This window comes from Flaviflexus sp. (assembly GCF_052087705.1).
GTDB classification, from domain to species: domain Bacteria; phylum Actinomycetota; class Actinomycetes; order Actinomycetales; family Actinomycetaceae; genus Flaviflexus; species Flaviflexus ciconiae.
Genome location: NZ_JBQCYC010000008.1, coordinates 52,117 through 76,201 on the forward strand (window position 1 = coordinate 52,117; position 24,085 = coordinate 76,201).

Here is a 24,085-nt window from a genome sequence, read left to right on the forward strand (position 1 = left end):
GCCAGCGACAGATCTGGCAGAATTGACCCGCGCCACGCCACCTTAGCTCAGCTGGTAGAGCACCCGCCTTGTAAGCGGACGGTCGTCGGTTCGAATCCGACAGGTGGCTCAGCAAAGCCCCGGCATTCGTCACAAGCGAGATCGGGGCTTTGTGCTGTCTTCGCACCCGGACAACGTTGTCTGAAGCCGACTCCGTGCCTTGCCGGCTCCACTGATGAATATCTAGCAAACGCTTCCGCAAAGAAACTGCAACACCGAGACCCCGGCGTCGGATCTGACACTGAGAGCTTCGTTGACGTCGATGTGCCACGCGATAGTCTCTTACGATATGTGATCGTAAACACGGGGGTTTAGATAGAGTATTGATAAGCATTTGCAGTTATTCGCGCTAACCGCATGTTAATGACTGAGTGTCCAATTTGGAGAACTGAGATGCGGCCGAATTTGGGCTTGAGTGTGTCCGCCGCGATTGGCTTTATCGGAACCTAGCGATAAATTCTGTGAATTCGCTTTATTTATTAGGGGAAAACCCGTACATTTAATTTGTTAGTACCAAAAGTATTCGTATTTGATCCGTGATGCGGGCTCGTGAGCAGGCGGAATCGGATATGTGGGAGTGGAGGAACCGTGGATCCGGATTTCCCTTTGTGGCTACGTGCCACGCACCTTATTAACTTTGTTCTTATCGGCATTCTGCTGCGAAGCGGCTGGGAGATGCTGTCCTCGTTGCCGCGCCTGTGGTGGAGTAACGACAGTGCGCCCGGCAAGGAGTGGCTACGCTTTACCAAGCGCAAGCTTCCCAAGGAGGAGGGCGTCTACACCTCGCTCATGGACGAGCGAAGCCTGTCACCGTTGATCGGCTTGCCCGGACGCAAAAACATTGGCCTCGGACGTCACTGGCACGGCCTGGGCACCACGCTGTGGATGCTTAATGGCATCGTTTACGTGGTGCTCCTGTTCGGCACGGGCTTGTGGCGCAGGATCATCCCCACCTCGTGGGACATCTTCCCGCAGGCTTGGGACTCGCTTGTCATGTACCTGGGCTTCACGAAGCCGTCGGTCGAGCACTTCCAGCCGTATGACGCTCTGCAGATGCTGGGCTATACGTTTATCATCTTCGTTGTTGCCCCGCTCATGATTCTCACGGGTCTTGCCATGGCTCCGGCAATCCGAAACCGTTTCCCTCGGTACGTGAAGTTCTGGGGCGGTCATCAGGGTGCGCGCTCGATCCACTTCATTCTCATGGTCATCATGACCCTGTTTATCGTCATGCACGTGAGCCTCGTCTTTATCGTTCACGCCGAATACAACCTGCCGCGAATGATCTTCGGAGCGAACGATCCGGAGCGGTATGCGCAGGCGTTTACGATTGCGCTCGCCACGATTACTATCGTGATCTTCTTCTGGATCTTCCTGTCCTACTGGTCGCTCGCGGATCGTCCGAGGGCGCAGCGGTTCCTCGTGAAGGTTACCGAGCCAGCTCGTAAGATCGGTCTGGGCTGGATGAAGCCGACGGTGGAGGATGCCAAGGCCCTCGGCGAGGACGACGTGTCTGAGTTCCACTGGACTAACGGGCTGCCTCCGACCGAGGACGAATCTCCGGAGTGGCTGGAAGCAAAGGCCAACAACTGGGAGAGTTGGCGACTGCACGTTGGTGGGGGTGCTGACGGCGAGAGCCTCGACCTCAGCCTCGATGACCTAAAGCAGCTACCCAAGGTCGAATACTATGCAACCCACACGTGCATGCAGGGATGGTCTGGTACTTCCCTCTGGGGCGGCGCACGGCTCACGGACGTTCTCGATCTTCTGGGCCCCAGGCCCCAAGGCGCCAACTACGTCATGGTTGAGTCGTACGGCCTCGCGCAGGAAATGATCGATCACCGCCCGCGCGAACCGTTCTATTCGGTGCTGGATCTGGACACGATCGAGGAGCAGGGCGTGATCCTTGCGTACGAACGTAACTCCAAGCCGCTCGAGGTTCACCTGGGTGCCCCGGTTCGCCTCCGTGCGGAATCCAATCATGGTTATAAGATGGTCAAGTGGGTGAAGTCGGTCCAGTGGATTGACGACTATTCCAAGTACGGGGATGGTCGAGGCGGAACCCGCGAAGATTCAGCATTGCAGGCATTCAATGGCCGCATCTAACCGCAAGGATTCCATGATTTCTACGACCTATATTCTGGATGGGGTAACGTCGGATGACGATGTCCTCGACCTCCGTCTGAAAGTAAGCTCCTACGACGCGAAGGTTGGCGGTGTCTCCTTCGAACGTCAGGAAGGCGGCCGCGCCCTCATGATTGTCAAGCACAAGGATGATGTCGTTCTCGACACCGACAACATCCGTGCGCTTGTGGCGTCGGCAGGCGACTTTACGCTTGACGGGCCAGTGGAGAATAAGGCTTAGAACAGTTCAGTGTTCACCAGGGGTGGGGCCAGCTAAAGCAGTTGGTCCCACCCCGTTCTTTCTCAAAGAATAAATTCGGGCAACAATCGTGGCTGTACCGCCCCGGGTACTGAATTGTCAGCCTCAGTCGCACAGTTTCTATCACCGCACCAAGGGGGCTCATAGGCAGCTTCGATGGCTTGCGGTTTCGTGCTGGAGACGTCCTTGGTTCATTGTCGTGGGGAGAGGTAACGCTGGCCCCGTGAACGGGTCTGGACAGAAATGAGGGGCATGCCCGCATTCGGCATGCCCCTCACAACTGGTGTGGCCCGTAACAAGAATACAGTAAATTAATGGTTTCTGGCTAGCGGTGGCGAATGTTAACGGTGGACGCTTTACCGCGGGTTTGAATCCAAGTCAGCATAAGTTGGGTATCCATGTGTAAAAGTTGGCGATTCTGTTCCGGTGTGGTGGGAGATCGCTATTAGGTACTGCTTCGGAGTGTCTTAACTCACTACATTCTGGATGTCCGAATTCTACCTAATTCGGGACCGATTACTGTCGGAGTGACCTGCGCAAATGACTGTGCCCCGGACGTGTCGATCTGGTCGACTATCCGGGGCACAGGCGAGACGATGAGAATCAGCCGGTGTTCCTCATGCCGGCGGAAATGCCGTTGATCGTGGTCAGCAGGGCCCTCTTCAGGTCCTCGCCCGCCTCGACGTCGTCGAGTTGCCGGATCCTGGTCAGGAGGTTCACCTGCATGTAGCTGATCGGGTGCAGGTACTGGTCGCGCACCTCGAGCGTACGCTTGAGCGTCGGGTTTGAATCGAGAAGCTCGTTCTCACCGGTCAGTGCGCGGATCTCTTCGAGGGTAATCTCGAACTCTTCCTTGATGAGGTGGAAGAGGTGCCAGAGCCGCTCGGGGGCGAGCGAACGGACGTAGTGCTGGGCGATGCCCAGGTCGGTCTTCTTCGTCGTCATCTCCACGTTGGAGATCACGGCACGGAAGAAGTGCCACGTCTGGTACATCTCCTTGAGAGCATCCTCCTGGCCCGCTTCGCGGGCCGCCCGGAGGGCGGTTCCCACGCCGAACCAGCCGGGGACAATCTGGCGGGACTGCGTCCATCCAAACACCCAGGGGATGGCTCGCAGTCCATCAAGGCCCTTGTCGGCCGTTGTGCGCTTGGAGGGACGGGAGCCGATGTTGAGCATGCCGAGCTGCTCAACCGGGGTGGTGGTCACGAAGTACTCGGGAAGGTCCGGGTCGTCGATTAGCTGGCGGTAACGACCAAATGCTGCCTCGGAAATCAGGTCCATGAGCTTATCGCGCTCGACCTGCACCTGGGCTGTTGCGCGGGCAACCCGGTGCAGGCTGGAGCCCTCGAGGACTGCGGCAACGGTGAGTTCCAGGTTTTCCCTGGCAAGTTCGGGATGTAGGTACTTGTCGGAGATAACTTCGCCCTGCTCGGTGAACTTGATAGCACCATCAAGGACACCGTACGGCTGCGAGAGGATCGACTCGTAGGTGGGGCCGCCTCCGCGGCCAACGGAACCGCCGCGGCCGTGGAAGAGGCGGAGGGTGATGCCGTGACGGGCACAGACGTCGCGGAGGCGACGCTGGGCCTGGTGGATCTCCCACTGGGATGTGAGAACGCCCGAGTCCTTGTTCGAATCGGAATACCCGAGCATGACTTCCTGGATATTCCCCCTCATCCGAACTATTTCGCGGTACGTGGGATCGGAGAACAGGGTTTCGAGGATGTCGTCCGCCATCCGCAGCTCCCGGACCTCTTCGAGGAGGGGAACAAAGCCGATGTCGGCACGGCCCGAGGTTGCACCGTTCGGGGTTTCGATCAGCCCAGCTTCGCGTGCAATAACTGCGGCGGCGAGGATGTCGTGAGCGCCGTGAGTCATGGAGACAATGTAGGTTTCCGCAACAGCCCGGCCATAGATTCGCTGAGCCTTCGCGATTTCCGCGAACGTCTCGTAGGTGTTCTGGGCGGAGTCGGTGATCTCCAGCGTGCCGTTGTGCAGGCCGGGGCCAGCGATCGGGCGCTTGGAGGCAAGCTCGCGGGAGAGAAGAGCGGTGCGCTGCTCGTCATCCATCTCGTTATAGGGGATCTCGGTATCGCCGAGGCGGTCGAAGAGCTGTTCGAGGAGCTCGTGATGCTTGGCGGAGTGCTCGCGCACGTCAATGGCGGCCAGGGTCAGACCCATTCCCGCAAGAGTGCGGCTGAGTTCCCCGGCAAGGCCGTTGATGACGAGGTCGGAGCCGGTGCGCTCCAGAGCGCCGAGCAGGATGTCGAGATCCTCGCGGATTTCACCTGTGTTGGCATAGTCGTGGCCCGGCTCGTGGGATGTGCCCTCGTTGATCCGGTCGCGAGTGTTGAGGTACTTACCCTTCATGAGTTCGATCTTGAGGCGGAACGGCTCGTCCCGGAACAGGTCGACAACGAACTCCGGGAACTTTGGAAGCGCCTTGAGGTCCGCTTCGATGGATGCCTGAAGCTGCTCGTCGGCCGGGGTGAGATTCGTCGAAACGGAGAGGACCTGGGATCCGGTGTCGAGCTTCTCGAGAGCGACCTCGATGGCCTCATTTGCCTGCATGCGCAGGATCTCGGCCGTGACCTCGGGGGTGACGAAGGGGTTGCCGTCGCGGTCGCCGCCGATCCACGAGAACAGCTTGAGGGGTTCGACGTTCTGCTTGACGTCAACGCCAGCGGCCTCGACCTCGGCGGCGAGAAGAGCTACCGTGCCGGGGAGGGCGTCCGTGTAAAGGGTCTTGAGGTAGTAGAGGAGGTTACGGGCCTCATCGACGGGGGAGGGGGCCGTGTGCCTCAGTTCGTCCGTCTGCCACAGGAGTTCGATGACCTCTGCAAGGTCACGATCTTGGCGGCGGCGTGCCGCCGTGCCCTCTTCGGTGTCCTGCGAGAGAACGTGGAAGAGCCTGCGGAGCTTCGAGAGCACGGCGCGGCGGGAGGCCTCGGTTGGGTGGGCTGTGAACACGAGCCTAATGTCGAGAGCGTTCGCAATCCGGTCCAGCTCCTCGGTGCCAAGGGAGTCGGTGATTCGCGTGACTGCGCGCGCGATCCACTCTTCGGACTCGGGACGCAGTTTGCGGGCGCGGGAACGCTGATTCTGCTCTGCCGTGTTGGCGAGCTGGAAGTACAGGGTGAATGCTCGAACGAGATCCGTCACGCGCTCCATGGGGAGGTCGCGAAGCTCCTCTTCCATTTGAGTAAAGACCTCGAGGCGATTATCGGACTGCTGGGCTTCCTTTGCGAGCCGACGAATTCGCTCGACCTGCTCGAGGAGGTCGTCCCCCTTCTGAGCGGCGAGGATCTCGCCAAGCATGGTTGCGAGGCGTCGGACGTCGGCCCGTAGCGCGGCATCCGTCTCGCTCCGGGTATCACGATCAATGTTCTCTGACACGTGTTCTCCTCTGTTGGACCATCGCAACCTTAAAACACTTTTCCTTCCTGAGGGTTACCTGTCCAACCGTGTGATAGGACATACGTCCCATTGACCCATACCCCTGAGGGGTATAAATTAGACAGTGCAATACCCACCGGGGGTATCTAATCGAAAGGTTTATCATGACGACCACCGAATTTGATGTTACGGGAATGACCTGCGGCCACTGCGAGGCCAGCGTTCGTGAAGAAGTCACCGAAATTGCTGGTGTTGACAGTGTCGAGGTGTCGCACGAGACCGGCAAGCTCGTTGTTAACGCATCTGCTCCCGTCTCCGATTCCGACGTTATTGCAGCTGTCGACGAGGCCGGCTACAAGGCCGTCCGCGCCTAACCTAGATTCAATTATTTGCCGATTTAGCTTCCTTTCCGCTCATAGATAAAGAGGTACGTATGTCAACTCCGACAATCGCCACCGATTCGATTGAACTCGAGGTCGGCGGCATGACGTGCGCGTCATGCGCCAACAGGGTGGAAAGGAAGCTGAACAAGCTCGACGGTGTTTCGGCAACCGTCAACTATGCGACCGAGAAGGCCCGTGTCGACGTGCCCGAGGGTTACGACCCGAACCTGCTTGTCGAAGAGGTTGAGAAGGCCGGCTACACCGCGACCTTCAAGAAAAAGGAGGTGCCGAAGGGCTGGCTCGAGCTCTCCATCGGTGGCATGACCTGTGCGTCATGTGCAAACCGCGTGGAGCGAAAGTTGAATAAGCTCGATGGCGTTTCGGCAACGGTCAACTATGCGACCGAGAAGGCCCGCGTTGAGATCCCAGAGGGTTACGACCCCGACCTGCTCGTCGCAGAGGTTGAGAAGGCTGGCTACACGGCCCAGCTTCCCGAGCCTCCCGCGGCGGATGCGGAAACGCAGGGGAGCGACGGCGAGGAACAGCCGGATCGCGAACTGGAGTCGCTAAGGCAGCGCCTCATTGGTGCGGTTATCCTTTCCGTGCCCGTCATCATTATTTCGATGATCCCCGCCCTCCAGTTCCCGAACTGGCAGTGGCTGATGCTGACTCTCACCGCCCCCGTTGTTGTCTGGTGCGGTTACCCGTTCCACAAGGCTGCGTGGACGAACTTGAAGCATGGCGCGACCACCATGGACACCCTGATCTCGCTCGGCACGATCTCGGCTTTCCTTTGGTCCCTGTACGCACTCTTCTTCGGCACCGCGGGTGAGACGGGTATGACCCACGGCTTCGAGCTGACCCCGAGCCAGGGCTCGGGCGAGGGCAACATTTACCTCGAGGTGGCCGCCGGTGTCATCATGTTCGTTCTGCTTGGTCGCTACTTCGAAAAGAAGTCGAAGCGCGAAGCTGGCAGTGCCATGAGGGCGCTCATGGACATGGGTGCGAAGGACGTCGCTGTTCTGCGGAACGGCGCCGAGGTGCGCATTCCCATTGGCCAGCTCAAGGTTGGCGACGAGTTCGTTGTCCGCCCGGGCGAGAAGATCGCCACCGACGGTGAAGTTATTTCCGGTGCTTCGGCAGTTGATGCGTCGATGCTGACCGGTGAGTCGGTCCCCGTTGAAGTTGAGGTTGGTGACAAGGTCACCGGTGCAACCGTCAACGCTGGGGGACGCCTCGCTGTGCGTGCAACCCGCGTTGGCTCCGACACGCAGCTTGCCCAGATGGCGCGCCTTGTTGAGGAAGCCCAGACCGGCAAGGCCGATGTTCAGCGGCTTGCCGACAGGATCTCGGGAATCTTTGTTCCCATCGTTATCGTCATTGCCGTTGTCACGCTGATTGGCTGGCTGGTAACCGGCCACTCCGCCACGATGGCATTCACGGCCGCCGTTGCCGTTCTCATCATTGCCTGCCCCTGCGCTCTCGGCCTGGCCACCCCGACGGCTCTTCTCGTGGGAACCGGTCGCGGTGCTCAGCTCGGCATTCTTATCAAGGGCCCCGAGGTTCTTGAACAGACGAAGACCGTCGACACCATCGTTCTCGACAAGACCGGTACCGTCACGACCGGTGTCATGACTCTCGAAGACGTCCACGTTTCCGGAACCGATAAGCAGACTCTGCTTTCCCGGGCAGGTAGCCTCGAGGATGCCTCCGAGCACCCGATCGCGAAGGCAATCGCGGATGGTGCGCGGGAAGAGCTCGGTGAGCTCCTGCCCGTCGACAACTTCGCGAACCGCGAGGGTCACGGCGTTGCAGGAACTGTTGACGGCAAGGACGTCCTGGTCGGCAAGCCCTCCATGCTTGCCGAAAAGGGCATGGAACTTGGTGAACTCGAGCAGCCATTCATCACCGCCCAGGAAGCCGGCAAAACCGTTGTTGCGGCCGGTTGGGACGGTCAGGTCCGCGGCGTCCTGGTCGTAGCCGACCAGGTTAAGGCCACCTCGGCGCAGGCCATTTCCCAGCTCAAGGAGCTCGGCCTCGAGACCATTCTGCTGACCGGCGATAACGACCGCGTGGCCCAACAGATTGCTGGCCAGGTAGGAATCGACGAGGTTATCTCCGAAGTTCTTCCGCAGGACAAGGTCGACACCGTCAAGTCCCTCCAAGAGAGCGGCAAGGTTGTTGCCATGGTTGGCGACGGCGTTAACGATGCCCCCGCACTCGCGCAGGCAGACCTCGGTCTCGCCATGGGAACCGGCACCGACGTTGCCCTCGAGGCCGCAGACATCGCACTGATCCGTGGTGACCTGCGCAGTGCAGCCGACGCAATTAGGCTGTCCCGCAAAACCCTCGGAACAATCAAGGGGAACCTGTTCTGGGCATTTGCCTACAACACCCTGGCGATTCCCTTCGCGGCCCTCGGCATGCTCAACCCCATGCTGGCCGGCGCCGCCATGGCATTCTCGTCAGTCTTCGTTGTCTCCAACTCGCTGAGGCTCCGAGGATTCAAGTCCCGCGCAACGGATGGAGCCACGCAATGAGCACGGTAGTGAACGACCACGACGAACAGCAACCAGACGTCCAGGCAGAACAGGTGGCCGACGGCCACGAGAACTGCGCCCACGCCACCCACGGCTACTCGCAGGACAAAGCCAAGTACCTGGCACGCCTGCGCAGGATCGAAGGTCAGGCCCGAGGCATCCACCGCATGGTGGACGAGGACGTGTACTGCATCGATATCCTCACCCAGATCTCAGCCATGACCTCCGCCCTGGAGAACGTTGGCCTGTCCCTTCTCAAGGACCACCTCAACCACTGCGTCGTTGACGCGGCACGTGCCGGTGGCCCGGAAGCCGAGGAGAAGATCGAAGAGGCCATGGCGGCAATCACCCGCCTGGTGAAGTCGTAAAAATAGAATCCAACCAAAAATGATCGCGGGCCCCAATCGGGGCCCGTCATCATGTCCGTGACACTTCCTTCAACGACGGTCTTCGGAGTTTCCGCGAAAACTGAAGTTTCCAGAAAAGCGGGAGTTTCCGCGAAAGACGGTCGCAGGAAATATCATGCTGTTTGATTAGATCTATCGCTGACACCCTGGGCACCAGAACAGCCTGCGCCCCGCCATGTCGCTCTCAACAATCTTTGTTCCGCACCGCCAACACGCCCTGCCGGTGCGGTGGTAGACCGCAAAGCGACGATCGTCCTCATCGGCAGGATCCTCCGGCACATACTCGGGTGGGTTCGTGAGAATAATGCCGTCCCGCTTGCCCTCGTTCATGGCCGAGACGAGATCATCCCACAGCAGGCCCAGCCGCGCTTCGGATACTCGGTTGCCGGGGCGCAGCGGATTGATGCCCACACGGAACAGGCAGTCAGCCCGATAAATGTTGCCGGGGCCAGCCGTCACGGCCTGGTCGAGAACAAGCTGGCCGACCGGCACCCGCCTCTTACGAACAAGGGAGATGAAGCGCGCGCGGTCACCCGGATAGTTGCGGAGCGGATCCGGGCCAAGCCTATTGAGGACGGTGCGAACACCGCTACCATCCAACACCCGGCACTGATTGGGTCCCGTCAGATCGGCAATACCGTGCTCCTGAGCAAGCCGGATCCGTACCGTGTCGCGGGGGATCGGGGGCTCCCAGTCGGTCATGACTCTCTCGTCATCACCCTCGGCAAGCTTCTCCTGCTCGCCAATCTTGCGGCGGGGTGCGCCAATTGTGTCCTCGGCAATGAACTCGGTGTCACCATCGAAAGACCAGGAGCCGTACAGTCCCAGGTGGACATGGAGCCAGTCCGGACCGTCCTCGCCAAGTTCAACTGTCATGGGTTCCGGCGCAAACGGCATGAAGAAGTGTTTACCCCAGGCCTCGGCGGGAAGAGCGACCTGCCCGTCGAGTTTCGCGGCCCCCTGAGCAAACCGGCCCTGCGGGGAAGTGATCTTGGGCCGCAACCCTGAAAACAGTTCGGTGAGAGCTCCGGCAAGCCGGTGTACGGTATGCCCTTCAGGCATGTGACTCCTTCAATCGTTGCGAACGCACAGGTTCTCCACCCCCGGGACACGATTCTTATAGCATATCTGGGCCGTATGGCGGATGATTCTACGGAATTGCGTGGTATTGTCAGGAAACATCCGTGACTATTATGAGGGAGAGTATCATGGCGATCGTTCACAGCCGGGGCCCGCGCCCCATGGCTGAAGCGCTCAACCAGGCAACTCCGTTGACCCGTCAGCAGCGGCGACTCCTTGACACGCTTGTCGAGATGGCACGGTCTGTGACCGTTGTTGAGCTTGCCGAAGCCCTCGAATCCCACCCCAACACCATCCGCGAGCACCTCGCCGTGTTGGAAGAGAGCGGGCTGGTTTCTGCCACGACCGTTCCCAGCAAGGGCCGTGGCCGCCCGCGCAAGGTTTACCGGACCAATGCTGGCGCACGCGGCGCACCCGCACGTCACCTCGTTGGACTCATTACCGCTGCGCTCAAGGCATTCCCCGATGATACGGCTCAGGCTGATGGGTACCGCTGGGGCAGAACCTGGGGTGAGGATATTGCCGCGAGCAGCGTCTACGACGGATCCGATGGCGCCGTTGAGGGCGTGACGTCGTTGATGGCGGACATGGGTTTCGCCCCTCAAATGATTGACTCAAACCAGGGTTGCATGGGGCTTACTCAGTGCCCGCTCCTGTCCACCGGCCAGGCCGTCCCAAAGGGGCTCTGCGAAATTCACCAGGGCATGCTCGACGAAGTCCTCAATAGAGAGGCACCCGATGCCAAGGCCTTTGTCGAACCATTTGCCGAGCCCAACGCGTGCAGGCTCACGGTCAACCCGTAACGACTGACCGACCAACCGGCCAGCATTAACAATGTGGGCCGAATTCCGGCGAACCCGGTTGTCGGTACCAGCATCACATTCAATGCAGGTACCAGAGATATTCGCCTAGCGGGCGGCACTAATTGTCGGAAAATTTTTTCCCGAGTTGCCAAAGGACTCGCTCTTAAAGCCCGTGTCGGGAGCGCTTGCCAGCCGACAGGCCCCGCGTTAACGCCCTCGCTGGCCACCGCTCCCGGAACTAAAGCACCCGCCAGTCGACGGGGTCGGCACCCTGCTCTTCGAGGAGAGCATTTGCTCGGCTGAATGGCCGTGAGCCGAAGAAACCCCGGGAGGCTGAAAGTGGGGAAGGGTGCGGGGAAGCGATGATCGGTGTATCCCCAAGAAGGGGAGTGAGCTCCTGTGCCTGCTTGCCCCACAGGATTGCGACGAGCGGACCGCCACGTTCAGCCAGTTGGATGATTGCGTGTGACGTGATCGCTTCCCATCCCTTACCGCGGTGGGAAGCTGCGGCACCCGGACGGACTGTTAGAACCCTGTTGAGAAGCATGACGCCCGCGTTCTGCCACGATGTCAGGTCGCCCGTTGCGGCGGGCGGAATCCCAAGATCGGCCTCGAGTTCCTTATAGATATTGGTCAGCGACCGGGGGAGCGGCCGGACTTCGCGCTCAACCGAAAACGACAGGCCAACGGCGTGGCCGGGGGTTGGGTAGGGGTCCTGGCCAACAATCAGAATCCGCACCTCCGCCATTGGCCTCGTGAATGCTCGGAGGACCAGATCGCCGTGCGGGAGATAGCTCTGGCCTACTGCGACCTCTTCGCGCAGAAAATCACCCATGGCGTGAATCTCATCCTCGACGGGAGCAAGAGCGTCGGCCCAATCGGATGCGACAAGTTCGCGGAGCGGTTTCACCATGCCACCAGGCTACTGCAGGTGGGGAAGCGGCAGGCTCCTACCAGAGATCTATGCAACCCTGGAATGATCCAGAGTGAGTTGGGCACCCGAATCTCACCTTGTGCAGGTGTGGACGCTACGATGAAACGATCATCGCAATCGGTGCTGAGCCGAGGCGCGCAGTGACTGCTATTTGACGATTTCGGTGGACCACTGCAGGTGACAGGCGTGTTGAAAGGGAGAGAGTGGCGGAAAGCGGAACGAGTTTGAGTGATGAAGACCTGGCGGTTCTGGAACTCGAGGACGGCTGGCAGAAGAACTATTCGACGAAGGCCGAAGCCATTCGGCGCGAGCTCGGATGGTCGACAACGAAGTACTACATTCGCCTCAATCTGCTGCTCGACAACCCGGAAGCAATCTACTCTCGTCCCGTCACCGTGGGCCGACTCAGAAGGCTTCGAGAAGCCCGAACCGATGAACGCGGCGGTGCACATACGCAACAATCGTCATAAGCGGCTAAAGTTAGCCGCGTGGAGCAGTATCCAAAGGACGAATTCGACGAGCTCGCTGAAGCTCGGACCCTCAGGGGAGCGCATCGGAAGAAGCGCTCCCCACTCAGAGTCCTCATTCCCTTCCTCGCTGTTCTGATCATCGCCCCCGCACTCGGGTGGGGCGTTGTCGAGCTCATGAGCCAGGACGGCATGACCAACCCCTTCATCGCCGCAGACGAGTCGGACGAAGAATCCGAAGCCGGTGAATCCGATGATGCGGCGGATGGTGGATCTGGCGATGCTGAGGGCACTGCTGACCCCTCGGGTGACGAAACCGATAACGGCACCGATCCGGCCGACCCAACCGACGATACTGAGACGGCAGATCCGACGGACGATGCCTCCGAGGAGCCGAGCGAAGACATTGAGACTCTCGCTCCCGTTCCCGGCGTCAGCTACGACTCCAGCGTTCTGCTCTACAACGGCACGGGAGTCCCGGGCGGCGCGGCCGAGGCAGAGAGCACTCTGCGGACGGCCGGATATACGAACATCACGGTCCAGGACTACGCGGGTGCGACACCAGCAAACGATGCCATCTACTTCGCCTCAAATGAGCTGTACGCCACAGGACAGAACGTCGCGCAGAACCTGGTGATCGACTTCTGGGCGGAGAACGCTGGAATGACGGGGGCGTCGGACATCGTCATCTACATTCGCTGACGTCCGCTGGTAGCGTGATCTTTTTCCCCGTCTTGCACTCGACGGGTGAGAGTGCCAAAATCTAGTTAGCACTCTCCATGCGAGAGTGACAGATTTCGGCCGATGAGGCCAGGTGGGTTTCGGAAAGTCCGTTGCCTCCTGACCGTCCGTCGCGGGCGTTGGCCGACCACCACGTGGAGGAATATCACGCTATGGCTAAAACCATTGCTTTCAATGAGGATGCTCGTCGCGCCATGGAGCGCGGCCTCAACACCCTGGCCGACACCGTCAAGGTGACGCTTGGCCCCAAGGGACGCAACGTCGTCCTCGACAAGAAGTGGGGCGCACCCACGATCACCAACGATGGCGTTTCGATCGCCAAGGAAATTGAGCTCGAGGATCCCTACGAGCGCATCGGCGCCGAGCTCGTCAAGGAAGTTGCCAAGAAGACGGATGACGTGGCTGGCGACGGCACCACCACCGCAACCGTTCTTGCCCAGGCACTCGTCCGCGAGGGCCTCCGCAACGTCGCCGCTGGCGCGAACCCGATCGGACTCAAGCGCGGCATCGATGTTGCCGTCGAGGCCATCACCGAGCGTCTCCTGGCTGATGCCACGGAGATCGAGACCAAGGAGCAGATCTCCGCTACCGCAGCGATCTCGGCTGGCGACCCCGCAATCGGCGAGCTGATTGCCGAGGCTCTCGACAAGGTCGGCAAGGAGGGTGTCGTCACCGTTGAGGAGTCGAACACCTTCGGCCTTGACCTTGAGCTCACCGAGGGTATGCGCTTCGACAAGGGCTACCTCTCCCCGTACTTCGTGACCGACGCTGAGCGCCAGGAAGTTGTCCTCGAGGATGCCTACGTCCTGCTCGTCGAGTCGAAGATCTCGAACGTCAAGGATCTTCTGCCGCTGCTCGAGAAGGTTATGCAGACCAGCAAGCCCCTCGTCATCATCTCCGAGGACATCGAGGGCGAAGCTCTCGCAACCCTCGTCGTCAACAAGATTCGCGGCACCTTCAAGTCCGCTGCCGTAAAGGCACCTGGCTTCGGCGACCGCCGCAAGGCAATGCTCCAGGACATGGCTATCCTCACCGGTGGCCAGGTCATTTCCGAGACCGTCGGCCTCAAGCTTGAGAACGCTGATCTCGACCTCCTCGGCCAGGCCCGCAAGGTCGTCATGACCAAGGACGAGACCACCATCGTCGAGGGTGCAGGCACCAAGGACGCCATTGACGGCCGCGTTGCCCAGATCAAGGGCGAGATCGAGAACTCGACCTCCGACTACGACCGCGAGAAGCTTCAGGAGCGCCTCGCCAAGCTTGCTGGCGGCGTCGCCGTCATCAAGGCTGGCGCAGCCACCGAGGTGGAGCTCAAGGAGCGCAAGCACCGCATTGAGGATGCAGTCCGCAACGCTAAGGCTGCCGTCGAAGAGGGCATCGTCCCCGGCGGCGGTGTCGCACTCATCCAGGCTGCCAAGGACGTCATCGACGGCCTTTCCCTCGAGGGCGATGAGGCAACCGGCGCTGCAATCGTCGCTTCCTCCGTTGCGGCTCCGCTCAAGCAGATCGCTGAGAACGCAGGCCTCGAGGGCGGCGTTGTTGTTGAGAAGGTTGCCAACGCTGAGAAGGGTGTCGGCTTCAACGCCGCCACCGGCGTCTACGAGGACCTCCTCCAGGCCGGTGTTAACGACCCGGTTAAGGTAACCCGCTCTGCCCTGCAGAACGCTGCTTCGATCGCGAGCCTCTTCCTCACGACCGAGGCCGTCGTCGCTGACAAGCCGGAGCCCGCAGCCCCGGCAGCCCCCGGCGCTGACGACATGGGCGGCATGTACTAAAAACGCCCAGCCAACGGCTAACTGAAGGAGGGGAGCACCAGACGCGGTGTTCCCCTCCTTCAGTTATGTCTGAAAGCTTCCAGTCATATCCAACAGCCCCCGGCGTATCTGCGAGTAAAACTCGCAAGGGACGGCTGCGAATGTTCGGCGGGATTTTTATGCCGATATTTCCTTTTTGCATGGCGGTATTTCCCGACCTGCGAATGCAGTGGCCGTGCCCGACTGCGGTGAAGCGGCACTAGTAGGCTGGTTCCCGTTCAAAGCCAGCCCGTCCGTCCCCGTTATTGTCATCCTCGTCGGGCGTGGCCGCGGTGGCCGGTTCCTCGTCAACCCAGTCAGGGGTGGCGGCCGTCAGAGAGCTAGGTGCCGGAGGTTGGGCGAGATTGGCGGAGCCACTACGCTCAGTATGCTTGGTCCGAGGGGCGTCAGTTTTAACCGGTTTAGAACGAGCGGCCGTGGAGTGACCAGATTCTGCTTGAGACGTGTCCGCGGGGGTGGGCGCACTCGTGGCTTCGGGAAGTCCTGCCTGCCTGCGGGCCAGCCTCTCCTGCATTCGTTTCGCAATATCGTCCCGTTCGGCCTTCTTCCGTTCGGCCGGGGTGAGCTTTCTAGGGGGAGATCCGGGCTCCGCCTCATCGGGCATGTCCTCTAGCGAGGAACGGACAACTTCGGGTTCCCTCACGGCCCCCTGCGACAGGGTGCGGGGCAACAAGTCATCCTGTGAGGAGGGAAGGACCTCCAGCTCCGAGGGCCGATCGGTGGGAACCAAAGGATTCTCAGCTCGCTTCTGCGCATATTCCTCGGGAGTGAGCGGACTGGCTTCGGTCTCTGTTTCGGGATTGGCAACGCTGTCGCTAGTGACGTTTGGTAAACCGGGATGCTGCCACTCGCTTGGTGGCTCGGTTTCCGCTGGGATTTGAATATTCTGAAGCTCTGCAAGCTTCACTTTTAGCCGATCAAGTTCGGCCGATAGGTTCTCCCGCGCCTGAGATTCCCACTGCCTGCCAAGCGGTGACACAAAGATCTGTTTGCGTGCCAGCAGTCGTTTGACGATCTCCCGTCGTGCCTCCAGGAATGATTGGGCGGGAATGTGTGCGTATTCTTCGCGAACAGCCTCCAGGTACTTGGCGTACTTTTGGGGGCCTGCGGCAAGGGAACCGAGATGAGCATCGCGGAGAGCAAGCTTGTCGATGTCGACCGTGCTCAGCGTAGTCGACACGCACGGGTCTTCCTCCCTCGGCTGCTTTTTCATGCCGGTAATGAGATCGGCGATCCGGTCGACCTTTTTCTCTTCGATGCCGAGTTCGGCAAGTTCGGCGCGCGCTACGCGTGCCGATTCGACCTCGTTCTCGCCGCCGTTGCGGGTGTAGGCATCCTTCTCGGCCGTGGAGAACACGCAGCCGTGATAGTAGGCGGCGAGCCTCACAAGATCGGGACTGTGGGTTTCCGGCGCTAGGGCGGTGACGCGTGAGAGGACGTCGGTAAGGTGGTGAAGGTCGTGGTGGTGACGATCTTTGTGGTTCCAGCGCGTGATCAGGCGTTCCGCGGCATCCGTAATCTCCTCATCGGGCGCGGTTGCGCCCGCGGCGCGGGCACTCCTGATAAAGGTGGGGAGAAGCCACTGGGGATAGTCCATACGTGGGTCGATGCCTTTCTACGGTCACCGGAAGTCTAGACTCATTCGGGGTAGTTTTCGACCGGCGGAGGTCCCGTGAGGTCCCGGCGTGCACTACCCTTAGTGATGTACTAGTAGGAAGGTTCAGGCACATGGCCAAGAGCACGCACCCCCTTGCAGGGCGAGCCCTCATCACGGGTGGAACGTCCGGGATTGGGTTGGAGTTTGCCAGGCAGCTTGCCGAGCGTGGCCTGAACCTCGTCCTGGTCGCACGCGAACAGGATCGCCTCGAACGCACCGCCAAGCAGTTCGAGTGGCGCCACGGAGTAACCGTTGAGGTTATTGCCGCAGACCTGGGAACCCCCGAAGGCCGCTCCTCCGTTGCGGACCGCCTCCTGGATGATGAATCACCGGTCAACGTTTTCGTGAACAACGCCGGTGCGGGACTGTACGAGCCACTCGTCACCGACAACCTGGAGCCGCACCGCAAAGCCATTGAGGTCATGTTGTGGGCCGTTCTCGAACTGGGTGCGGCAGCGTGCCGTGCCATGAAGCAACGGGGAAGCGGAACAATCATCAACACCGCTTCGATCTCGGGCCTGGTTCCCATGGGTGGGTACTCTGCCATCAAGTCCTGGGTGAAGACCTACTCCGAGGCGCTCTACCTTCAGCTCCGTGCTCACGGCGTTCACGTGACGACCTTTATGCCGGGCTGGGTCCGCACCGAATTCCATCAGCGCACCGGTGTGAAGACCTCGAACATTCCCGACTTCCTGTGGCTGGAACCGGAGCGCGTCGTGCGCGAATGCCTTGAGGACACAGAAAAGGGCAAGGTCATGTCGATCCCCTCGAAGCGTTTCAAGGTCATTGGCTTCCTTGCCGAACGGGGGCCGCAGGGAGCCGTGCGGGCCGTTGTTCAGAAGATCAACAAGGGGCGTCAGTGAGCAAGCTCCATCCCCTTAATCAGTACACGTCATCATCACACCGGGCGGTCAGGCGGTTTATTCGCCGCACCATTGCACGCCCGCTGATCACGACGGTCCTGTCGACCTCCACCGAGGGCCAGGAGTCCGTGGCGGAACTCGAAGGCGCCTACATTGTTGTCGGTAACCATTCGAGCCACCTCGATGCTCCGATGATGTTCACGTTGCTTCCCTCGCACATGACTGACAGGCTTGCCACCGGTGCGGCCGCCGATTACTTCTATCGCCGTCGCATCATTTCGAAGCTGACGGCACTGTTCTTCAACACCTACCCGATCGAACGAAAGGGCAAGGTGAAGACAGCGACCGGACGTGGCCTTCGGGAGCAGGAAGGCCCGAGCCCCGCCGCCGGCATGACAGGCCGCCTGCTGAGAGCGGGAATCCCGATCCTGATCTTCCCCGAAGGCACCCGTAGCCGCGATGGTCGGATGGGTGAGTTCAAGGCCGGCGCCGCCGCACTCTCCCAGAAGATTAGTGTCCCGATCGTCCCCGTCGCACTTATTGGTGGGCACGATGCTATGCCGGTCGGTGCCGTGTGGCCGAAGCTGGGTCGTCCCCGCGCCAAGCTGGTTCTCGGTAGCCCGATGTTGGCAGAAGACGGGGAGACGGTCGAAGAGTACAACGCCCGCATCCGTGCTTGCGTCGCGGCCATGAAGGCAACCGGACACCCTCACTCCGGCGAAGACATTGACCAGGACGCCGCCTAACGGACTCGTTTCCCTGACGTGCTCTGAAGCACAGAAGAAAAAGCCTGAACCAACGAGGGCGAGCACGTGGCATGGCGCCATATGCTCGCCCTCGGGCTTATCGACTACTGCTGGATCAGTCGGGTAGCGACCGGGTTGGGCAGGCTACTTCTCGAGGTCCTCACTGGTTGGAGAGGATGGGGACACGTACGTGCCTGCGTGGTCGTTCCTCTGGAGGATCGGGATATTGAGCGAAACGGTGGTGCCGCCACCCGGGGTTTCCGAAATGTTAGCGGAGCCGTTGTGGGCTGCGGCGATCGAGGAGACGATGGCGAGGCCAAGGCCGGAACCACCGGAAGCTCGGGAACGCGAGGTGTCGACGCGGTAGAAGCGTTCGAAGACTTTCTCGCGGTTCTCGGGAGGAATACCCGGACCGTGGTCCCGGACCTCAATGACAGCCATGGTGACCATCCCGGTAACTGCCCTGACCTGTTCCGTGCCAACGGCTATATCGACCCGCGTGCCCTTCGGGGTGTGCTGCAGAATGTTGGTGAGGAGGTTTGAGACCACCTGGGTGATCTTGTCCCGGTCAACGAGGGCTATGACATCTTCCGGTTCGTCCGCGAACAGGCCGATGACCTCGACCGGATAGTCTGAGGAGCGGGCCCTGAAGTCAAGAATGGCGCTCTGGGCAAGATCGGTGATGTTGGCGGGCGCAATGTTGAGGGGGCGGGACTCGTCGAGGCGAGCAAGCATGAGGAGATCTTCAACGAGCCCTCCCATGCGCCTGGCCTCGGATTCGATCCGGTCCATGGCCTGGCCGACCTTGTCGGGGCCGATCCCTCCCATGCGGTACAGCTCTGCGTAACCGCGCACGGATGCGAGCGGTGTGCGGAGCTCATGAGAAGCATCGGAAACGAATTGCCTCATCTTGTTCTCGGACCGTTCCCGGGCAGTCATGGCGGCCTCGATTTGGCCGAGCATGATGTTGATGGAACCGGCGAGGTGGCCGACTTCGATGCCCATGTTTTCCGTGGGGACGCGCTTGGAAAGGTCGCCCTGGGTAATCTGCTTGGTGGTATGTTCAATGATTCGCAGGGGCTTCAAAGCGTGCTGAACAATGAAGTAAGAAATTAGGGCACCGAGGGCTACGACGCAGGTGGCGATGAGAAGCAGAATGAGCATCATCTGCGTCTTCGTGTGCTCAACGTTGTTGAGCGGGAAGGCAATCGCGACGGCCGGGAACTGCTCCGAAACGGTCGGCAGGTATATGGCGCGCCATGTCGAATTGTCGAGCGTGCCCGGGATTGTTATCGGGTTTGATGGTGGACCATCGAAAACGACCGTGACATCCTCCGGGGTGCCGTACCGTTCCTGCATGGATGGCGACATGTACTGCCAGTCGGCCCCGGCCGCGTTCTGAACGTAAATGTAATACGGCGATGGGACGACCTGAACATTCGTACCCGCCAGGGCATTGAATGTCTGTTGGGCAATGGTGGCGCCGGAAGATTTGAGATCGGAGTCGACCTGGTTCATGAGAACTTGGCTCATGACCGTCATGGTGCTCATAAACACCGCCCCCAGTGCCACGGTGAGCACGAGGACGTAAAGGGCGACAAGCCGCCCGGTCAGACTTCGTTCGTTACGCAAAACTACTTCTGTTCGCGCAGCACGTATCCGATGGCACGCTTCGTATGAATCAGCGGAGTTACTTCAACACCGAGAGCCTCCGAAGAATCGATCTTGCGGCGCAGGTAGGAAATGTAGGACTCGACGATGGAAATCTCACCGTTCCAGTTGTAGTCCCACACATGGTCGATGATCTGTTCCTTCGAAACAACCCGTTCAGCGTTAATCATCAGGTAGCGCAGGAGCTTGAACTCGGTGGGGGACAGCTCCACGTTTACGCCAGCACGGTGCACCTCGTAGGAGTCCTCGTTGAGAACAAGATCGCCATACACAATGTTGCCCTCTTCCCGCTCGTCATTCGTGCGGCGGAGGATCGCGCGGATGCGAGCAACAACCTCTTCCAGGGAGAAGGGCTTCGTCACGTAGTCGTCGCCGCCCACGGACAGGCCGCGGACCTTATCCTGAAGATCGTCCTTTGCGGTAAGGAACAGCACCGGCAAACCGGGCTCGTGTTCGCGCAGCTTCTTCAGCACTTCGAAGCCATCCGAGTCCGGAAGCATGATGTCGAGGACCACCAGGTCGGGGTGAACGAAAGAGACCTGGGAGATCGCCTCGTGACCATCGGCTGCCATGCGGACCTCGAAGCCCGCGAAGGTCAGTGATGCACTGAGGAGCTCGCGGATCGACGGCTCGTCATCAACTACAAGGATCTTTGCTTCTGCACTCATGCATTCCATTATCTTGACGTTGGCTGAAAGTTGTCTGGGAAACAAAACGAAATTTCCAGGAAACCGGATACTCCCACAACCGGCTACCAGGCCAGCATCACCAAGTCTCAAGCAGCCTCTGCGAAACGTCACCATCCAAAAACCGCACCATGACAGGAATCTCGGACTCAGTCCAATATTCGAGTAGCCCTCTGCACACGAATCCCACGTCCTTCCCTTGTCTTCGAGATGTGACGAGAGAGTCACCGAGCAGGGCAAGAAATTGACTGCGGCCCGGGTAGAAGAAAAGTTAACTGCGGAGGGTCAGTTAGGAGGCGGCGGGGTGGGTTGGAGGCGGAGGGTCGGGTGGGAGGAGGATCTGACCGAATGATTCGGGGAATCCTTCATTAAGAGGTGCGAATAGAAGATTTGACTAAAGGTCTGAATAGAAGATTTGACTAGAGGAGGGGACCCGCGCGCGGATCCCCTCCCGATGCTAGCGGCTGTCCCGCTGTGGAGACTCTTAGGCCCGAGGTCTCCGGGAGTGCCTAGTAGATCGTGGTGTCGCCTGATTCGATGGCCGGCTTCTCCTTGTTGCCGCCCTTGAGGGCTGCGAGGCGGGCTTCGATCTCGATGTTCTTCGAAGCGTCCTCGAGCTCGGCGAACTGGTCGGCGATCGAGGAGCTCTGGAGCTCTGTACGGCCAGCTACGACTGCCTCTTCGCGCCGGATCTGCTCCTCGTAGCGGGAGATCTCCGACGTGGGGTCGAGAACGTTGATGGAAGCCATCGACTCCTGGACCTGAGCCTGGGCGTGGGCGGACTTCTGGCGAGCAACGAGCGAATCACGCTTGCTCTTCAGCTGGTCCAGCTTCTGGTGCATCGTCTGTAGGCCGTCCTTGAGCTGGTCAACGACCTCGTTCTGCGACTCGATCATCGGCTCGGCGGACTTAGCTTCGGACTCGGCAGCGATCTGCTTGGAGATAGCAACCTTCGCAAGGTCGTCAAACTTCTGTGCGTTCGCATCGTCGCCGGCGCCACGGAAGTGCTCGGCACGGTCGGAGGCTGCGATAGCCTTGCGGCCCCAGTCCTCTGCTTCCTTGAGATCCTCAGCATGATCGGCCTCTGCGAGACGGAGGTTACCGATCGTGACTGCGATGGCGTCCTCGGCCTCCGAGATCGAGTTCGTGTAGTCGCGGACGAGCTGATCCAGCATCTTCTGCGGATCCTCAGCGCGATCGAGGAGAGCGTTGATGTTGGCGCGGGCAAGCTGGCCAATACGGCCAAGGATGGACTGCTTTTCAGCCATGGTGAACCTTTCGTTGGTTATCGATGCTTGGGAACAAATCTAGTGTTGGCAGTGGACGGTAGAAGGGAAAAGGACAAAGGGCGGGGAGTGGTACCCAGTCTTAGAAGTCGATGCCTCCTCCGAAGCCGCCTCCGCCGCCGCCACCTCCGCCGAAGCCGCCGAAGCCGCCTCCGCCGAAGGAGCCTGAGGAGAATCCGCCGCCGCGGCCGCTACCGCCGGAGAAGATCGAGCCGAGAATCATGCCAGTCAGCATGCCGTCCATGCCGCCGCCTCTGCGCCGACCGCCTCCGCCCCACATGTCCCCCGGGTAGGTGCGGTTGTCGATGTCGCGCTGCGCCTGGGACCGTGCCTGCTGGGCAAAGTGGCCAGCATCGCGGTACAGCTTGAGCTGTTCGTTCATGTCCTTTTCGCGCTCGGCCCGCGCCAGGGTAGACATTGCCGTGGATAGCGAGGTGCGTGCGGAAGAACCAACGACAGAGCGATTGGCGTTAATGAGTGAGTCCGCACCGTTGATATGATTTTCGGCCGATGCCTTTGCCTTCTCTACACCGGCGCGGATGCGCTTCCGGTTCTCCTCATCCTCGCGCACACCGACCAGGGAAGCGTCGATAGCTGTTTCCGCTTCCTCCAGCTTGTTGAGAGCGAGGATCGGATCGGCGTCCGGTCCCATCGCGTATGACAGGGCGCGCTCGGCCTCGACGCGGCGGGACTCAATGGTCTTATCGCCCTTTCCGAGCCGCTTAGCGTCCGCCACGTCGGACGACAGGGAGGAGATGCCTTCTCGGAGGGCCTTCTTCGCATTCGTTAACGTTTCCTCGGCGTTCGAGATCTCATCGAGAAGTGTTGCCGCCTGCTGGACGTTGTCTTCAGCGATTCGTGCGAACACGGTGGCCTGATTGCGCCTATCGGCCGCGACCTGCTCCTTACCCTTCGCGATGGCCTCGCGAGCAGAAGCAATAAGGGCCGAAATCTGCTCCGGGTAGGTACGGAGCGTCTGCAGTGCTGCCGGTGGGAACTTGTACCCCAGGTTGTCGATCTGGGCTTGCGCCGATGGGATCTGAGGGCCAATTTCGGAGACCCTGATCTCCAGATTGGCAAGGATCTCGTGCACGCGAGCGTTGAGATCGCGGAGTTTGGCGAACTCCTTTTCCTGTGCGGCAATGGCCTCGCGGGCCCGGGACGTGTGCTCGAGTATGCCCGTGTAGTACTGGCGCTGCTCCTGCGGAGTATCCGGGATGTTGTCGTCCAGCTTCTTGCGGAACTCGAACGCCTCCGATACTTCCTTGCGCGCCAGGGCGAGCGCCTCATCGAACTGGACGGTTGCCTGAAGACCGAACTCGGCCTTCGCGAACTCCAGCTCAGCAGCGGATTCGCGCACGCCATCATCGGCTTCAATGAGGGCGCTGGCGGCGCGCTTACCCAGCTGATCGAGGGACTCTGCTTCCTTCTGCGCCTTCGTCTTTTTCATCTTCGACTTCCGGTAGGCGGCAAAGCCAATGATGGCGGCGACAATGACGACGAGGCCAATAACAAGCGGGAGAAGGCTGGAGCCTTCTCCGCCCCCGGTCAGGCCGTCGCCCTCCGAGCTGAGCTCGGAGGTTATCGTCTCGATCGCCGCATTCCAGTCGCCGTCCCGCAAATCCGGGCGGGACGTGATGATCGCTGCTTCAACATTCTCGGACACGTCCTCTTCGAGAGCCCAGTAGCCGACCTCGGTCGTTTCCGTGGCAATAGCGATAAGGGCGTCGCCGTCGTCGATGACAGCATTTGATGTTTGCGCAGCCCATTCACTCGGGCCCAGATTGCCAAAGTCCTCAACGAACACGACGTACAGCTCATCCCCGCTCGCGTCCGCCAACTCGTACAGGGCATCCTCGGCGGCCCCGGGATCCGAAACGACCCCGTGCGGATCAGACAGCAGGTCCGTGGGGCGGAACGGATCATCGGAGGGAAGGAAGACAAGCATTGGCTGGGCCTATCGGTTGGGGCAACGTCGGGTTGTAAACCGCGCGGCAACAGCCATTGCGGTATCCGTTCGTCGGTGCGGGCGAGTGGGCTGGTGTCATCTTACCGGGTTTGTGGCCTGCGGCACCTTGGAGAACGTGTCATTCCGCGCTGTTTCGCAACCGGCTAACACGGAAGGCTCCGGTCTGGGACATAGGCGGTAGACTGGAACGGTATCTCTCAAAACAGAAGGACTCGGAACA

19 protein-coding genes and 1 tRNA gene are annotated in these 24,085 nt (G+C 60.3%); 12 read left to right on the plus strand and 8 right to left on the minus strand.

Going from position 1 to position 24,085, the window contains the following annotated elements; all coding sequences use genetic code 11:
- The first annotated feature begins 36 nt into the window (after positions 1-36).
- The 3 genes from ACTHUY_RS05875 to ACTHUY_RS05885 all read left to right on the plus strand — a co-directional run bounded on the left by ACTHUY_RS05875 (position 37) and on the right by ACTHUY_RS05885 (position 2,404).
- Positions 37-109, plus strand: a tRNA-Thr gene (locus tag ACTHUY_RS05875).
- Positions 110-627: 518 nt separating this feature from the next.
- Complete coding sequence (locus ACTHUY_RS05880; RefSeq protein ID WP_441675118.1) at positions 628-2,145, plus strand: molybdopterin-dependent oxidoreductase; 1,518 nt, start codon at positions 628-630, stop codon at positions 2,143-2,145.
- A gap of 13 nt (positions 2,146-2,158) precedes the next feature.
- On the plus strand, positions 2,159-2,404 hold the full coding sequence (locus tag ACTHUY_RS05885) for a hypothetical protein (protein ID WP_441678090.1): 246 nt from the start codon (positions 2,159-2,161) through the stop codon (positions 2,402-2,404).
- 621 nt (positions 2,405-3,025) lie between these two features.
- Here ACTHUY_RS05885 and ppc read toward each other — a convergent pair.
- A complete protein-coding gene (ppc, locus tag ACTHUY_RS05890) occupies positions 3,026-5,818 on the minus strand; it encodes a phosphoenolpyruvate carboxylase (protein WP_441654415.1) in 2,793 nt (930 codons plus the stop codon).
- Positions 5,819-5,982: 164 nt separating this feature from the next.
- Between ppc and ACTHUY_RS05895 the strand changes: the two genes are divergently transcribed.
- The 3 genes from ACTHUY_RS05895 to ACTHUY_RS05905 are packed head-to-tail and all read left to right on the plus strand — an operon-like array spanning position 5,983 to position 9,109.
- On the plus strand, positions 5,983-6,192 hold the full coding sequence (locus ACTHUY_RS05895; protein ID WP_126704589.1) for a heavy-metal-associated domain-containing protein: 210 nt from the start codon (positions 5,983-5,985) through the stop codon (positions 6,190-6,192).
- Positions 6,193-6,251: 59 nt separating this feature from the next.
- Positions 6,252-8,741, plus strand: coding sequence for a heavy metal translocating P-type ATPase (locus ACTHUY_RS05900; RefSeq protein ID WP_441654414.1), 2,490 nt, complete (start codon positions 6,252-6,254; stop codon positions 8,739-8,741).
- Between the two features lie 53 nt (positions 8,742-8,794).
- Positions 8,795-9,109 (plus strand): metal-sensitive transcriptional regulator, encoded by a 315-nt coding sequence (locus ACTHUY_RS05905; RefSeq protein ID WP_228201641.1) that lies wholly within the window; start codon positions 8,795-8,797, stop codon positions 9,107-9,109.
- A gap of 171 nt (positions 9,110-9,280) precedes the next feature.
- Here the strand turns inward: ACTHUY_RS05905 and ACTHUY_RS05910 are convergent, their stop codons facing one another.
- Complete coding sequence (locus ACTHUY_RS05910; RefSeq protein ID WP_441654413.1) at positions 9,281-10,210, minus strand: Fpg/Nei family DNA glycosylase; 930 nt, start codon at positions 10,208-10,210, stop codon at positions 9,281-9,283.
- Positions 10,211-10,356: 146 nt separating this feature from the next.
- Here ACTHUY_RS05910 and ACTHUY_RS05915 point away from each other — a divergent pair, with 146 nt between their 5' ends.
- A complete protein-coding gene (locus tag ACTHUY_RS05915) occupies positions 10,357-11,031 on the plus strand; it encodes a helix-turn-helix transcriptional regulator (protein ID WP_441654412.1) in 675 nt (224 codons plus the stop codon).
- A gap of 238 nt (positions 11,032-11,269) precedes the next feature.
- Here ACTHUY_RS05915 and ACTHUY_RS05920 read toward each other — a convergent pair whose 3' ends face one another.
- The gene (locus ACTHUY_RS05920; RefSeq protein ID WP_441654411.1) at positions 11,270-11,944 is read right to left on the minus strand and encodes a uracil-DNA glycosylase; all 675 of its coding nucleotides are present in this window, start codon (positions 11,942-11,944) and stop codon (positions 11,270-11,272) included.
- 245 nt (positions 11,945-12,189) lie between these two features.
- Between ACTHUY_RS05920 and ACTHUY_RS05925 the strand changes: the two genes are divergently transcribed.
- From ACTHUY_RS05925 to groL, 3 genes are all read left to right on the plus strand, one after another.
- On the plus strand, positions 12,190-12,435 hold the full coding sequence (locus tag ACTHUY_RS05925) for a DUF3263 domain-containing protein (protein ID WP_441654410.1): 246 nt from the start codon (positions 12,190-12,192) through the stop codon (positions 12,433-12,435).
- A gap of 18 nt (positions 12,436-12,453) precedes the next feature.
- Positions 12,454-13,134, plus strand: coding sequence for a LytR C-terminal domain-containing protein (locus ACTHUY_RS05930; RefSeq protein WP_441654409.1), 681 nt, complete (start codon positions 12,454-12,456; stop codon positions 13,132-13,134).
- Between the two features lie 191 nt (positions 13,135-13,325).
- Positions 13,326-14,948, plus strand: a complete 1,623-nt coding sequence (gene groL, locus ACTHUY_RS05935) for a chaperonin GroEL (RefSeq protein WP_441654408.1) — start codon at positions 13,326-13,328, stop codon at positions 14,946-14,948.
- A 238-nt stretch (positions 14,949-15,186) separates the two neighbouring features.
- On the opposite strand, the gene ACTHUY_RS05940 is transcribed toward groL, so the two are convergent.
- Positions 15,187-16,584, minus strand: a complete 1,398-nt coding sequence (locus ACTHUY_RS05940) for a hypothetical protein (protein ID WP_441678092.1) — start codon at positions 16,582-16,584, stop codon at positions 15,187-15,189.
- 131 nt (positions 16,585-16,715) lie between these two features.
- Here ACTHUY_RS05940 and ACTHUY_RS05945 point away from each other — a divergent pair, with 131 nt between their 5' ends.
- Together ACTHUY_RS05945 and ACTHUY_RS05950 are read left to right on the plus strand one after the other, a co-directional pair.
- A complete protein-coding gene (locus ACTHUY_RS05945) occupies positions 16,716-17,507 on the plus strand; it encodes an SDR family NAD(P)-dependent oxidoreductase (protein ID WP_441654406.1) in 792 nt (263 codons plus the stop codon).
- Complete coding sequence (locus ACTHUY_RS05950) at positions 17,504-18,253, plus strand: lysophospholipid acyltransferase family protein (protein ID WP_441654405.1); 750 nt, start codon at positions 17,504-17,506, stop codon at positions 18,251-18,253. Before ACTHUY_RS05945 ends, ACTHUY_RS05950 begins: the two co-directional genes overlap by 4 nt.
- 144 nt (positions 18,254-18,397) lie before the next feature.
- Here ACTHUY_RS05950 and ACTHUY_RS05955 read toward each other — a convergent pair whose 3' ends face one another.
- The 4 genes from ACTHUY_RS05955 to ACTHUY_RS05970 form a co-directional block, all read right to left on the minus strand.
- Positions 18,398-19,804 carry a sensor histidine kinase gene (locus ACTHUY_RS05955; RefSeq protein ID WP_441654404.1) on the minus strand — a complete coding sequence of 469 codons (1,407 nt, stop codon included), beginning with the start codon at positions 19,802-19,804 and terminating at the stop codon, positions 18,398-18,400.
- A gap of 83 nt (positions 19,805-19,887) precedes the next feature.
- Positions 19,888-20,592: a response regulator transcription factor gene (locus ACTHUY_RS05960; protein ID WP_441654403.1), complete on the minus strand. Its 705-nt coding sequence runs from the start codon at positions 20,590-20,592 to the stop codon at positions 19,888-19,890.
- A 527-nt stretch (positions 20,593-21,119) separates the two neighbouring features.
- Complete coding sequence (locus ACTHUY_RS05965; RefSeq protein WP_441654402.1) at positions 21,120-21,878, minus strand: PspA/IM30 family protein; 759 nt, start codon at positions 21,876-21,878, stop codon at positions 21,120-21,122.
- 100 nt (positions 21,879-21,978) lie between these two features.
- Positions 21,979-23,844 (minus strand): TPM domain-containing protein, encoded by a 1,866-nt coding sequence (locus ACTHUY_RS05970; RefSeq protein ID WP_441678094.1) that lies wholly within the window; start codon positions 23,842-23,844, stop codon positions 21,979-21,981.
- Positions 23,845-24,085 lie beyond the last annotated feature (241 nt).